We start from the raw sequence: 12,935 nt of genomic DNA, 5'->3' as shown, positions 1-12,935 counted from the left end.
CGACTCCTTGTTATTTTTTCGTCCACCATGTGTCCAGACCCAACCCGAAGGGGATTGGTTCCGCTGGACGGGCGAACTTGTCCCACCAGGCAATTCTGTGATGGCGGATATGATAATTCAGGACACCGTAATGCTGATAGCGTAAACGGCGGTCCAGCGCCTGCAAGGCGAGGGTGTAATCTGCTTCATTGTTGGCAGAGAGGGCCTTGCCAACCAGAAAATCCACAATTGGGTCATTTATACCGGCGAGATTACGGCTGCCAGAAATCCCCGCACTGGATGAAAGGAAGTAATCCTTCAGTTCCGGTCCCGGATAATCACGCATGGGCAGCACGAACAGCACAACGTCGTACTCGAAATTATCGAGTCTTTGCTTGTACGCGGCAGGATCCACTTCCCGATAGTCTGCTTCAATCCCGAGGCGCTTCATATTCTTGAACCACGGGGCGAGGATGCGATAGATGCCAGGGTTGTGATAGTTGAGCACCGTGAATTTCAACGGTTTACCCTGGGCGTTTACCAGAACGTTGTCTTTGAGCTGCCAGCCGCTTTGTTTAAGCAGCGTCAGCGCCTCGCGCATGCGGTTTCGTATTTGCCCGGAACCATCGTTGACCGGTGGCGTGATGCTTGCGGAAAAATAGTCTTTGGGAAGCTGGCTGGCGAATTCGCTGAGCAGTGTTTGCTCGGCGGCGCTGGCAGGTGCTGAAGCGGTGTAGGGGCTGTTGGGGAACCAGCTCACGGTGCGGGTGTAGGCATCTGCGAACAGGTTACGGTTCGACCATTCAAAATCAAACAGCAGGCTGGCTGCTTCACGAACCCTTGGGTCATCAAACGGCGGGCGACGGGTGTTAAAGAAAAATGCCTGCACCGGACGCGGGATTCGGTGTGGAATCTCGGCTTTGATGACCCTGCCATCGTTGAGGGCGGCAAAATCAAACTGGGTGGCCCAGCGTTTTGAGCTGTAGGTGTAATGCAGATCATAACCGCCGGACTTGAAGGCTTCGAAACCCACATCGGCATCACGGAAAAATTCGAAGATCACCTGGTCAAAGTTGAAGCGACCGCGATTGACCGGCAGATCTTTCGCCCAGTAATCCTTTACCCGTTCGAAGGTCACCTGTTTGCCGCCCTTGATGCTGGCCACCCGGTACGGGCCACTGGAAACCGGAGGTTCCAGGGTGGTGCGCTCAAAATCATGGGTTTGCCAGTAGTGACTGGGCAGAATCGGGATGGCGCCGACCACCAGAGGCAGGTCGCGCCGCCCTTCGGTGAAAGTGAATTTCACAGTTTGCGGATCCAGAGCTTCCACACTTTTAACATCAGACAGTCGCAGGCTGTACTCGGGATGGCCTTTGTCGCGAAGAATATTGAAGGAAAACACCACGTCGTCGGCGCGGATGGCTTCGCCATCGTGGAAGCGCGCCTGATCACGTAGATGAAAGGTGGCCCAGCTGCGGTCCGCAGGGTATTCGATCCAGTCGGCGATGAGGCCATAGGCCGCACCGGCCTCGTCACCTAACGGGTTATGGGGCTGGTTACCCATCAGCAGGCTGTCGGCAATTTCTGTCACCCCATACATCTGGATGCCAGGCGTATCAGCGGGACTGATGCCTTTAAGAATGTAGGGATTGAGGCTGTCGAAGGTGCCATTGCCGAACAGAGTAATGCTGCCGCCCTTGGGAGCAACGGGATTGACGTAATCGAAGTGCGTAAAGTCGGCGGGGTATTTGAGGTCGCCGAAGGGGTGATAACCGTGGCTGCGGGTGGTGCCGGGCTCTTCCGCCTGTGTCAGCGATGAAGCGCTGAGGCACAGGCAGAACAGTGTGCGAAATAACGTTTTAGAAGGATTGGCGAATATCAACGTAGAGTGTCAGCCGTTGCCCGGGTTGTAAGTATCGTTTGCTGGCGACTTTACTGTTCCAGCTGCGGATGTCATTCACCGATACATTAAAGCGGTCTGCAATGGCATACAAGGAATCTCCGTTGCGTACGGAATATCGGACCTGACGGACCATGTTGCTGTCGCTGCGGCTGGCAACGGTGGTGGGGGCTGCTCCCTTGGTCCAAACCGCCAGAGACTGGCCAATGCTGAGCTTGTCGCCTGGAGCCATATTGTTCCAGCGCGCCAGTTCCTTGACGCCGACCTTGTACTGTCGGGAGATCTCCCAGAGGGTATCGCCGGAACGGACGGTGTGACTGATTTTCTGGCGTCCGTCCCGTTGCCGGTTCTGGTTGTCCGCCAGGCGCGAGTCTGCGCTCAGGGTATAGGTGTCTTTGCCTGCTGCCGGGCCCGGGATTAGCAGGGTGCGGCCAGCGATGATGGTGTTGTTTTTCAGGTGATTGATGCTGCGCAGCACTTCGGGGGTGGTGCGGTAGCGTCGGGCAATGGCGCCAAGATTGTCGCCGGGACGAATTTCGTAGCGAGCCCACTGCATTCGCTGATCAGCCGGGAGATCTGCCAGTGCCAGGCGGAACCGTTCTGCACGCTCAGCGGGAATCAGCAGACGATGTGGTCCATCGGGGGCAGTGGCCCAGCGGTTGTAGGACGGGTTGAGCAGGTAGAGTTCTTCGATGGAAATATCCGCCAGCTTGGCCGCCTGGGCCAGATCAATCTGGCCGCCGGTATCAACTTCCGCAAAATAGGGCTCGTTGCGGACGGGCTGCAGGGGAATCTCGTAGGCTTCCGGGTCCTTTACGATTTGTGCGATTGCGATCAGTTTGGGCACATAGGCGGTGGTCTCCCGCGGCAACTTCAGGCTCCAGAAATCGGTGGGCTTGCCGGCTTCTTCGTTGCGGCGAATGGCGCGGGAAACGGTGCCGCCGCCGGCATTATAGGAAGCCAGGGCCAGCAACCAGTCACCATCGAAGCGATTGGCCAGTTTTTGCAGATAATCCAGCGCGGCGTTGGTGGATTTGATCACATCACGGCGCTGGTCTTCCCACCAGGTACGATGGAGGCCGAAGTAATCCCCGGTGGAGGGGATAAACTGCCAGGGACCGGCAGCACGGCCATGGGAGTAGGCGAAGGGGTCGAAGGCGCTTTCCACGATGGGGAGCAGGGCCAGCTCCAGCGGCATGTCTCGTGCCTCTGCCTGTTCCACGATGTAATGCAGGTAGCGTTCGCCACGGGTGGTAACGCGTTGAAAATACTTGGGATGTCGGGCGTACCAGTCGCGCTGCACCCGGATTCGATCATTCTCCACTGAAAGGTCCAGGCCATAGCCAGCTCTGAGACGTATCCAGAGGTCTTCGTTCTCGGTGGCGGGGAGCGTTTGGGTGCTTGCCTCCACCGGGGCGGGTTCATCCATGCCGTTGGCCAGATCCATGTCATCCACTGACGGCTCTGCAGCCGGCATGGGGGGGAGTTCGTCCACTGAACGGTTGCTGGCGCAGCCGGAAACAATGCCGAGGCTGACCAGAATGGCCACGGTTAAAATTCTTTTCATAATAATAAGGACAGCAAATATTTTCGTTAATTTTAGGGAATGGGATCAGAGCCCAGCAAGGCGAAATTGCTAAAAGTTATCTTTCCAGCGACGCAAGGATGCAAAGCATTGCACATTACTGCCTGAGGCGCCTGGTTCACGGGCTTCACAGGCATTCTGGATGTCCGTGTCAGCGGTGCGCAAAAACGGGTTGGTACGGCATTCCTCGGCCACTGTTGTGGGCAGGGTAATCTGGCCATTTTTCCGTGCTGATTTCACCGCGGCCAGCCGGGCCTGAACCCGTTGGTCGTGGGGAGTAACCGCGATGGCAAATTCAAGATTGGCGAGGGTGTACTCATGGGTGCAGTAGACCAGGGTCTGCGCGGGTAGTTCGGCCAGCCTGTGCAGGGATGTATGCATTTGTGACGGCGTTCCCTCAAACAGTCTGCCGCAGCCGCCGGCAAACAGGGTGTCGCCACAGAACAGCCAGCCATTTTCCGCGTCATGGTAAGCAATATGCCCAAGGGTGTGACCAGGGACGTCCATTACCTTCAGGGTGATGCCCAGTGAGTCCAGCTTGATTATCTGGTTGTCTTTGAGGGGTTGGGTCATGCAGGGAATGGTTTCATTGGCTGGCCCGTAAACGGGGATTTCCCGGTTGCGAGTCAGGGCGGCAATGCCGGCAACATGATCAGGATGATGATGTGTCACCAGAATGGCGGCCAGATTCAGTCCTTTTTCCTCAAGAAAACCCTCCACCGGTGCCGCATCACCGGGATCTACCACAACACATTGATTCTGATGGCAGATTGCCCAGATATAGTTGTCAGTAAATGCGGGAATGGCGATGGGGCTGGCTAACATGACGTGTTACGCTCCTGAAATAAGCCTTTGATTGAAGAGGTATTGTGCTGATGCAGCTGCCACCACTCAACCGGATCTCGTTCAGTGCCGGTAACCATGATCTGGAAAAGCACTTCGATGCCTGGCTGGACAGTGAGCCCGGACAGGCCTTGTTGGATGCAGAGCGTACCATGCTCGAAGACTGGATGCGCCGGCAGGTGGGCCAGCGAGCCGTGGCGGTTTACAGCAGTCGCGAGCAGGACCTGCTTCGTGACAGCCCGTTGCGCTGGAAAATGTCGGTGGGACCGGTGGGATTTCCCGGCGTGACAGTACAAAGCCGACTGGACAGTCTGCCACTGGCCAAAAGCAGTATGGATGTGGTGCTTCTTCATCACGTCCTCGACTTCTCCCGGGATCCCCATCAGGTACTGCGTGAAGCCTGCCGTTCCATCGCGCCTGGTGGCCAGATCGCCATCGTCGGCTTTCATCCGCTAAGCATGATGGGGCTGGCTCGCTGGTTCTACTGGCGGGGGCGGCCTGGCTGGGCGGGGCGTTTTTACCGTCCCAACCGGGTAACCGAATGGTTGCAGGTTCTGGGATTTGAGGTCGATGGGATGGCCAGTGGCTTCTATACTATGCCGTTTGGCCAGCAAGGCAGGCAGCGTATGCGTTTGCTGGAATGGCTTGGCAGCCTGCTCTGGCCCCGCCATGGCAGCGCCTATCTTCTGGTGGCTCGCAAGCGAGCCGGGATCGTGCGGCCGCTGCCGTCACGCCAACGCAAGGCACCCCGCAATACCGTGGTGCCGGTGCCAGTGGCCCGCTGGGGTCAACAGAATCGGGAGTCCTGACTTTTTGAAGCAAGTTAAGCAAGTCGCAATGTTTACGGATGGCGCCTGTCGCGGCAATCCCGGTCCGGGAGGCTGGGGCGTGGTGCTGCGTTACGGCGACAAGGAAAAGGAAATGCATGGCGGTGAAGCGGAAACCACCAACAACCGCATGGAGTTGATGGCCGCCATTGCCGGGCTTGAAGCCTTGCGGCAGCCCTGTGAGGTGGTGCTGACCACCGATTCCCGCTACGTGATGGATGGCGTAACCCGGTGGATGCCTAACTGGAAGCGAAGGGGCTGGAAGACCGCCTCGCGCCAACCGGTCAAGAATGTTGACCTGTGGCAACGATTGGATGCAGCTACCCAGCCCCACAATATTGACTGGCAGTGGGTGAAAGGGCACAGCGGGCACCCTGAGAATGAGCGTGCAGATGCGCTGGCAAACAAGGGTATTGATGAAATGAATCGACAGAAAGGGATCGCCTAATGCGTCAGGTGGTACTGGATACGGAAACAACCGGCCTTGAGCCCAATGATGGCCACAGGGTCATTGAGATCGGCTGCGTGGAAGTGATTAATCGCAGAATCACCGGGAACAACTTGCACCTGTACCTCAATCCCGAGCGCGATATCGATGAGGGGGCACTGGCAGTACACGGGATTTCCACCGAATTTCTGGCCGACAAGCCCACTTTCGACAAGGTTGTGGACCAGTTTCTTGCCTTTGTGGATGGTGCCGAGCTGGTGATCCACAACGCCCCCTTTGACGTGGGCTTTCTTAACCACGAATTGCGACGCCTGGGCTCGTCGTATGGCTCCATCGAGCAGCGCTGCGGGGTGCTGGATACCCTGGTGATGGCGCGACAGAAGCACCCGGGACAGAAGAACAATCTGGATGCCCTGTGTCGTCGTTACGATGTGGAGAACGGGCACCGGGAATTGCATGGTGCCTTGCTGGATGCGGAAATTCTGGCGGATGTTTACCTGGCGATGACGGGTGGCCAGACTCGGTTGTCACTGGGGGGCGGTGATGCCTCGGAGCAGGGCGGCGCAGTGCAGGCAGAAGCTATACGCCGGCTGGATGCCAGCCGCCCCCCGGCGAAGGTGGTGCGTGCCACCGAGTCCGAAGTCAGTCGCCACAACGACAAACTGAGCGCCATAGGTGGCAGCAACGGCGAACCGACTTTATGGGAGAAGCTGGAGCGGGGGGAGCTTCACTGAGCTACGAGCTACGCTCGATTGGATAGGAACACCACAAAAAGTTCCCAGAAAACTCCTCTTTTCTCCGGAGCTGCTGTAGGAGCTTGCCTGCAAGCGATCCTCGCCCAAGCGAGGTAACGATTCCAGAGCCTTGATTATGTCCGGTAGCGACGCAGGCAGAGGCTTAGGCTGCCCATGCGTCTATTCTCCTCACTATCGTCAGGATTTGTCTCTCAAGCGGAACGCTTACAAAAAAGGCCGCCCCGGATTAGTCCGGGGCGGCCTTATTGTTTTCCTGAGCGTGCAGCATGTTGAGTGATGCGTGAAGCATTAATCTAGTGCGACGGCTCCGGCTTGTCAGTGAACTCGCTGGCGGAGTGGTGCGTGATCCAGCCATTCTCGTACATGTAGTCCGTGGCCGGCTCCAGAGCGGTGGCGGTCATGATCAGGCCGGTGATGGACATGACGATGGTGTAGGGCAGGGCCATGACCACCATGCGTCCGTATGACAGCCGCACCAGCGGAGCCAGGGCTGAAGTCAGCAGGAACAGAAACGCGGCCTGTCCATTCGGTGTTGCTACCGAGGGGATGTTAGTGCCGGTATTGATGGCAACGGCCAGCAAATCAAACGTATCCCGGTTGATCTCACCCTTCATCAACGCCTGGCCGACTTCGTCCACGTACACCGTGGCAACGAAGACATTGTCGGATACGGCGGACAGTACTCCGTTGGCCATATAGAAGGCCGGGCCCTGGACGGATTTTTCGAGGCTCAGTACGTATTCAATGACGGGGGCAAACAGTTGCTGGTCGGCAATCACCGCTACCACGGCGAAGAATACGGTCAGCAGGGCAGTGAAGGGCAGCGCTTCTTCGAAGGCCGCGCCAAGGCGATGCTCTTCGATAATGCCAGTGAATGAGGTAGCCAGGATGATCACGGTGAGGCCAACCAGACCCACGGACGCCGCATGGGTAGCCAGCCCGATCACCAGCCAGACGGCAGTAAGTGCCTGAATGACCAGGGCCGCGCGATTCTGTGTGGTGCGCTTGCGATCCTGCTCCAGGGCGTACTGGCGCATGATGCCGCGGACCTTCTCGGGGATGTCTTCGCCGTAACCGAAGCTGCCGCTGATTTCCAGAAATATACAGGTCATCAGACCGATAATGAGAACCGGAATGGTGATAGGCGCCATCCGCAGGAAGAACTCTCCGAACTCCCAACCGGCTTTGTTGGCAATCAGCAGGTTCTGGGGCTCGCCTACCAGGGTGCAAACACCCCCCAGCGCGGTACCGACTGCAGCATGCATAAGCAGGCTTCGCAGGAAGGAGCGGAAACGGCGTAAATCTTCGCGGTGCAGCTCCTCCACACCGGTATCGTCACCGTGGTCATGCTTTTGCTGGAAGGTCTTGCCGGAAGCTACCTTGTGATAGATGCCATAAAAGCCGGTGCATACCGCAATGACTACGGCGGTGACCGTCAGGGCATCAAGGAACGCAGAAAGCAGGGCGGCGGCGATACAGAACAGCAGGCTCAGTCGCACCTTGGATTTCACACCCAGCAGAATGCGGGTAAACATGAACAGCAACAGGTCTTTCAGGAAGAAGATGCCTGCCACCATGAAAATCAGCAGCAACATGACTTCCAGGTTGCTTTCCACCTTGTGAAGCACCGTGTCCGCCGAGGTCAGCCCAATCAATACCGCCTCGATGGCCAGCAGCCCGCCGGGCTGGAGTGGGTAGCATTTCAGGGCCATGGCAAGGGTGAAGATGAATTCAGCCAGCAGCAGCCAGCCCGCAGCGACCGGTCCCAACGTGAAGGCGATCAGCGGGTTGATCGCCAGGAAACCCATGATGGTGTATTTGTACCAGGCAGGGGCCTGACCCAGGAAGTTTTGCAAGAAAGCACGGCCAAAGGACGCGGGCATCATCATTACCTGCTGACGTCGAGTGTATAGAGGAGGAGGCGGCGCAATGATAAGGACTTGCCATGACCCAGTACAGTGCAAAGGTGGGACATATTGTCCTAGATCAAGGTCTTATTGAGTGGGCTGTGCCCTCGGTGTAGCGGGAGGAAAGTTGGCCCCGTCGACAGAGTGTGGATAGGTTAACAAAAATCCAATAAATCAGTTGCTTACAAATGAAAGTTGACTCATTGTTTAATCGCATGCCAAAGTTGTCGCGCCTTGTTTTACATTCAGGGAGCCGTGAGTTTGCTCTCTGAAAGGCGTTTGAGCGTGCCTTTGGAGACTGATTTTTTACAGTTTCCTGTGCACCTGGGGAAAGGTTCTGAAGATAATAACAGCTTGGTGCTTGCGGAGAGTCCATGGTTGCCATAACAAATACCACCTCCCTGACGTTTCTGAAGGAAGCGATCGATAGCACTCTGACCGAGGCGGAGAACCGCCTGGAAGTGTTTTCCGAGAATCACAGCCTCCAGGAAGAGCTGACTTACATCGCCGATTCGTTCCAGCAATTGCGCGGCATCTGCCAGGTGGTGGAACTGCCGGCAGCAGCGCTGATGAGCGAAGAGATGAGCCTGGCGGCCCGAGAGCTGCGAGAGAAGGTGTCAGATGCTCGCGTTCAGGCTCTGGGTAATGCCATTGTCCTGCTTACCCGTTATTTCGATTACGTTCAGCTCAAGAATCGAACGCTACCGGCCTTGCTGATTGGCGGTCTTAATGACTTGCGTCGTGCCAATGGCAAGCCTCTGATCCAGGAAAGTCATTTCTTCAGTGCGGATTTGTCCGTTGCCCGCACGCCGACTGCCAAGGTCAGCGAGTTGAAACGTTCCGAGTTGCCCGCACTGTCGCGTCGTCTGCGCCATATGTACCAGGTGGGTCTGCTTGGCATCCTTCGTAATGAAGCTTCCAGACCCAATCTCAAGCTCATGGCCCGGGCGCTGGCGCGCCTGGACAAGGCTGCGGGCCCCTGTGGCATGAGCCGCTTCCTGTGGGTTGCTCAGGGTGTGCTCACGGCCATGTTCAGCGATGACATGGCAATGACCCCAGCGCGCAAGGCACTCTTGTCACAGTATGATCGTCAGCTGAAGAGCCTTGTATACGGGGGCGAGCAGGCCTTCGATGCGGAAGCGCCGCTGCTGCTGGTGAAAGAAAGCCTGTTCCTGGTCTCGCTGAGTCAACTGGACACAGGCGTGGTCGATGAAATAAAGACCGCATTTTCCTTGAAGAACAACATCTCGGATGAGGAGCTTCAGCGAGAGCTGTCGCTGATGACCGGTGCCAGCGGCTCGGTGATTCGTTCCGTTGCCAGTGCCATGCGCGATGAAATCGGTGAGCTCAAGAATAGCCTGGACATGGCTTCCCAGGGTGTTGCAGATACCGACTACCGGCAGGTGGGAGAAAGTCTTCAGCGGCTTGGCAGCACTCTGTCCATGATTGGCAAGGATGATGAGGCCAGCGCGCTCAAGCAGCGTGGGGCCGAAGTGGCCAAATGGGCGGCGGATCAAAGTGTTGAAAGTGAGGCGTTTCAGTCTCTGGTGGACGACTTGCTGACGGTGGAAAATGTTGCGGCCAATCTGGAGCGCAGCCTGGCTCCCGAAGATGATGTGCATCGCGCGGCGTCCAATTCGGCCATTTCTCTCTACCAGCTCGATGACGCCCGAATGACCGTGGTGGGAGAATGCCGGGCCGGCCTGGCCCTGGCCAAGCGTTCCATTAGCTCCTTCATGGACAGCAACTGGGATGCCATGCACCTGTCCAATTTGCCCGGAACCTTTGCGTCCATTGCCGGTGGCCTGATGTTCCTGGATCTTGAGCGCGCCAAGAGCGTGACCGAGTCCTGCCATAAATACATCGTCCAGCAGTTGATAGAAGGCTCCACGGCGCCGACTCGTGAGCATATGGAAACCCTGGCCGATGCCCTGACCGGGGTAGATTATTACCTGGAAAGCATGGAAGAGCAGAAGCCCATCGGTGATGGTGTGCTGGAAGTTGCAGAGGAAAGCATGAAGGCACTGGGTTACCCCGTTAACAAGGTGGCATGATGATTGATCTGTCACGCCCTGAGAGTGGCGACGCTGATAATGCCCGTTGTTATGTGATCCATGATCAAAGCATCTTGCTGGACACCAGTCTGGAAGTGCCATCCATGCCGGCTTTTCTGTTGCGGCAACATCCGGATTATCACTTCCTTGGCTGGCTGAACGGTGAGCCCTGCTATGTCTGTGAGCAGGCACGTCATGAGCTTGATGATGGCGGTCTGCAGCCCGTGCCACAGCGTCATATGCTGGCCGGGGATCTGGATGAAGCGGCTTTCACCATGTTTAGCCGGGCGCTGCAGTTTCTCAGCTGGCAAAAGAACCACCGTTTTTGTAGCCGCTGTGGCAGTCCGACTCAAACTCATGGCAAAGAGTTGTGTATGCAGTGCAGCCATTGCGGGTATACCCAGTACCCGCGTATTACGCCCTGTATTATCACCCTCGTTACCCGGGGTGATCACGCCTTGCTGGGCCGTTCTGCCCGTTTCCCCAACGGCATGTATTCCTGTCTGGCGGGTTTCATGGAAGCGGGGGAGAGTGCCGAGCAGGCGCTGGTTCGTGAGGTGCGCGAAGAAACCGGTGTGGAGGTGGGGCGTCTGTCCTATCTTGGCAGCCAGTCGTGGCCCTTTCCGCATTCTTTGATGCTGGCGTTTCATGCAGATTATGCCGGAGGAGACATCGTTATCGACGATGACGAGATCGTTGCTGCGGACTGGTTTCATTACCAATCCTTACCCAAGATACCGCCCCGCGGGAGCATTGCCCGCACCCTGATTGACAGCTGGATTGCCGGCCTGGAGTCGAAGGACCCATCATGAATTACACCCTTGCCCCTCTGATTTTGTTTGGCTTCAGCCTGTTTTTTGTTATCGCTGGCGCCTGGATATTGTTGCGCCAGAAGTGGCTGCTGCAATGGCTGAAGGGAACCGGCGGCCTGCTGCTGGTAGGGGTAGCGGTCTACTTGAGTGTCTTCGCACTTAATATTTATGGCTACCGTGAATATGCTCAGGAAGTCCCGGTGGCGACGGTCAGCTTCCGCCAATCCGGTGAGCAGTCGTTCATTGCCACGGTCACACGGACCGACGGCATCGCTGAAGATTTTCGCCTTAAAGGCGATCAGTGGCAGCTGGATGCGCGTGTCATCAAGTGGAAGATGCCGTTTGCGCTTCTGGGCCTGAAGCCGGGTTATCAGCTGGATCGGATCTCCGGCCGTTACTACGCCCTGGAAGATGAGCGCTCCCAGGATCGAACTGTTTACAGCCTTCATCGCGACCCGGTGGGGCTGGATGTGTGGAAAATGGCAAAGGATGGCTGGAGTCTTCTGATTGATGCACGTTACGGCAGCGCAGCCTATCTGCCGATGGCGGATGGTGCCTTGTTCGAGGTGACCGCCGGGCAAACAGGCTTGGTGGCTCGCCCCATGAATGGCAGTGCCCAGCAAGCCATTTCCGGCTGGAACTGATTTCACTCCGGGCCAATCTCCCCGGTTGGTCCGCTCTTCCGTATCCCCGGCCGCCTGGCTTCGGTAGAATCACCCGAATTCCGCCTGTAAGGCAGGCAGTCATCTTGAATCTAGCAGGTACCTCGTGATCGCGTTTCTTTCTGAATACGGCATGTTTCTCGCCAAAGTCGCCACCCTGGTGGTCGCTCTGTTGTTCATTATCGGTGGCATTGCTGCCTCCGCCTCCCGTGGCCGTCACAAGAGTGGCGAGGACGGAGAGCTCAAGGTACGGCATCTGAACGATGAGTTTGATGATCTGAAAGATGCCCTGGAAGCTGAAATTCTGCCAGAAGCGCAGCGCAAGAAGGCGCACAAGGAAAAGCAGAAGCAGGAAAAGCGCGAGGCCAAGCAGAAAAAGAAAGCCGGCACTGAAGACAAACTTCCGCCCAGACTGTTTGTGCTGGATTTCGACGGTGATGTGCAGGCCAGCGATGTGGAGACCCTGCGACGCGAGATTAGCGCTGTGCTGCAGGTAGCCAATCAGAATGATGAAGTGCTGGTGCGTCTGGAAAGCCCAGGTGGGTTGGTTCACAGCTATGGTCTGGCGGCTTCCCAGCTGCGACGTATCCGTAACGCCGGTATCAAGCTGACGGTCGCGGTGGATCGTGTGGCTGCCAGTGGTGGCTACATGATGGCCTGCATCGCAGACCGTATCGTCGCAGCGCCGTTTTCCATCATTGGCTCCATCGGCGTAGTTGCCCAGATCCCTAATTTCCACCGGCTGCTGAAGAAGAACGATATCGACGTGGAGCTTATGACAGCGGGTGAATACAAGCGTACCCTGACCATGCTGGGCGAGAACACCGACAAGGGCCGGGAAAAATTCCAGGAAGAACTGGAAGATACCCATCGCCTGTTCAAGGATTTTGTGCGTGAAAATCGCCGTGGTCTGGATCTCGACAAGGTGGCCACCGGTGAGCACTGGTTTGGCTCCCAGGCGAAGGACCTGGGGTTGGTGGACGAAATCATGACCAGTGACGAACTGCTGCAGCAACGCAAGGATTCCGTCACCCTGTATCAGGTGAACTGGGAAGTGAAGCGCAAGCTGGGCGAACGTTTGGGTTTCTCCATGGAATCCGCTCTGCAGCGCGTCGTTGAGAAAATCTGGCATCGTGGCAGCCAGCGCCAGATTCACTGAAACC

General features: G+C 57.0%; 11 protein-coding genes. 7 read left to right on the top strand and 4 right to left on the bottom strand.

What is annotated here, in order from left to right:
* Positions 1-10: 10 nt before the first annotated feature.
* The 3 genes from GQF00_RS03195 to gloB form a co-directional block, all read right to left on the bottom strand.
* Positions 11-1,861 (bottom strand): extracellular solute-binding protein, encoded by a 1,851-nt coding sequence (locus GQF00_RS03195; protein WP_237440360.1) that lies wholly within the window; start codon positions 1,859-1,861, stop codon positions 11-13.
* Positions 1,839-3,446, bottom strand: a complete 1,608-nt coding sequence (locus tag GQF00_RS03190) for a LysM peptidoglycan-binding domain-containing protein (protein WP_161317696.1) — start codon at positions 3,444-3,446, stop codon at positions 1,839-1,841. Before GQF00_RS03190 ends, GQF00_RS03195 begins: the two co-directional genes overlap by 23 nt.
* A gap of 69 nt (positions 3,447-3,515) precedes the next feature.
* Positions 3,516-4,289, bottom strand: a complete 774-nt coding sequence (gloB, locus tag GQF00_RS03185) for a hydroxyacylglutathione hydrolase (protein ID WP_161317695.1) — start codon at positions 4,287-4,289, stop codon at positions 3,516-3,518.
* 50 nt (positions 4,290-4,339) lie between these two features.
* Between gloB and GQF00_RS03180 the strand changes: the two genes are divergently transcribed.
* From GQF00_RS03180 to dnaQ, 3 genes are read left to right on the top strand one after another with little or no spacing between them, the layout of a single operon-like run.
* Positions 4,340-5,116 carry a class I SAM-dependent methyltransferase gene (locus GQF00_RS03180; RefSeq protein ID WP_161317953.1) on the top strand — a complete coding sequence of 259 codons (777 nt, stop codon included), beginning with the start codon at positions 4,340-4,342 and terminating at the stop codon, positions 5,114-5,116.
* A 4-nt stretch (positions 5,117-5,120) separates the two neighbouring features.
* Complete coding sequence (rnhA, locus tag GQF00_RS03175) at positions 5,121-5,582, top strand: ribonuclease HI (protein ID WP_255461728.1); 462 nt, start codon at positions 5,121-5,123, stop codon at positions 5,580-5,582.
* Positions 5,582-6,316: a DNA polymerase III subunit epsilon gene (gene dnaQ / locus GQF00_RS03170; RefSeq protein ID WP_161317693.1), complete on the top strand. Its 735-nt coding sequence runs from the start codon at positions 5,582-5,584 to the stop codon at positions 6,314-6,316. Before rnhA ends, dnaQ begins: the two co-directional genes overlap by 1 nt.
* A gap of 314 nt (positions 6,317-6,630) precedes the next feature.
* Here dnaQ and nhaB read toward each other — a convergent pair whose 3' ends face one another.
* On the bottom strand, positions 6,631-8,220 hold the full coding sequence (gene nhaB / locus GQF00_RS03165) for a sodium/proton antiporter NhaB (RefSeq protein WP_161317692.1): 1,590 nt from the start codon (positions 8,218-8,220) through the stop codon (positions 6,631-6,633).
* Between the two features lie 398 nt (positions 8,221-8,618).
* Here nhaB and GQF00_RS03160 point away from each other — a divergent pair, with 398 nt between their 5' ends.
* The 4 genes from GQF00_RS03160 to sohB all read left to right on the top strand — a co-directional run bounded on the left by GQF00_RS03160 (position 8,619) and on the right by sohB (position 12,931).
* The gene (locus GQF00_RS03160) at positions 8,619-10,298 is read left to right on the top strand and encodes a hypothetical protein (protein WP_161317691.1); all 1,680 of its coding nucleotides are present in this window, start codon (positions 8,619-8,621) and stop codon (positions 10,296-10,298) included.
* On the top strand, positions 10,298-11,110 hold the full coding sequence (nudC, locus tag GQF00_RS03155) for an NAD(+) diphosphatase (RefSeq protein WP_161317690.1): 813 nt from the start codon (positions 10,298-10,300) through the stop codon (positions 11,108-11,110). The genes GQF00_RS03160 and nudC overlap by 1 nt, the downstream gene beginning before the upstream one ends.
* Entirely contained in the window at positions 11,107-11,754 is a 648-nt protein-coding gene (locus tag GQF00_RS03150) for a hypothetical protein (RefSeq protein WP_161317689.1), read from the top strand. The genes nudC and GQF00_RS03150 overlap by 4 nt, the downstream gene beginning before the upstream one ends.
* Positions 11,755-11,878: 124 nt before the next feature.
* Complete coding sequence (gene sohB, locus GQF00_RS03145) at positions 11,879-12,931, top strand: protease SohB (protein WP_370519457.1); 1,053 nt, start codon at positions 11,879-11,881, stop codon at positions 12,929-12,931.
* The last annotated feature ends 4 nt before the right edge of the window (positions 12,932-12,935 follow it).

Source organism: Alcanivorax sp. DP30 (genome assembly GCF_009882945.1).
Classification (GTDB): Bacteria; Pseudomonadota; Gammaproteobacteria; order Pseudomonadales; family Alcanivoracaceae; genus Alcanivorax.
This window is presented reverse-complemented; position numbering and strand designations above follow the sequence as displayed.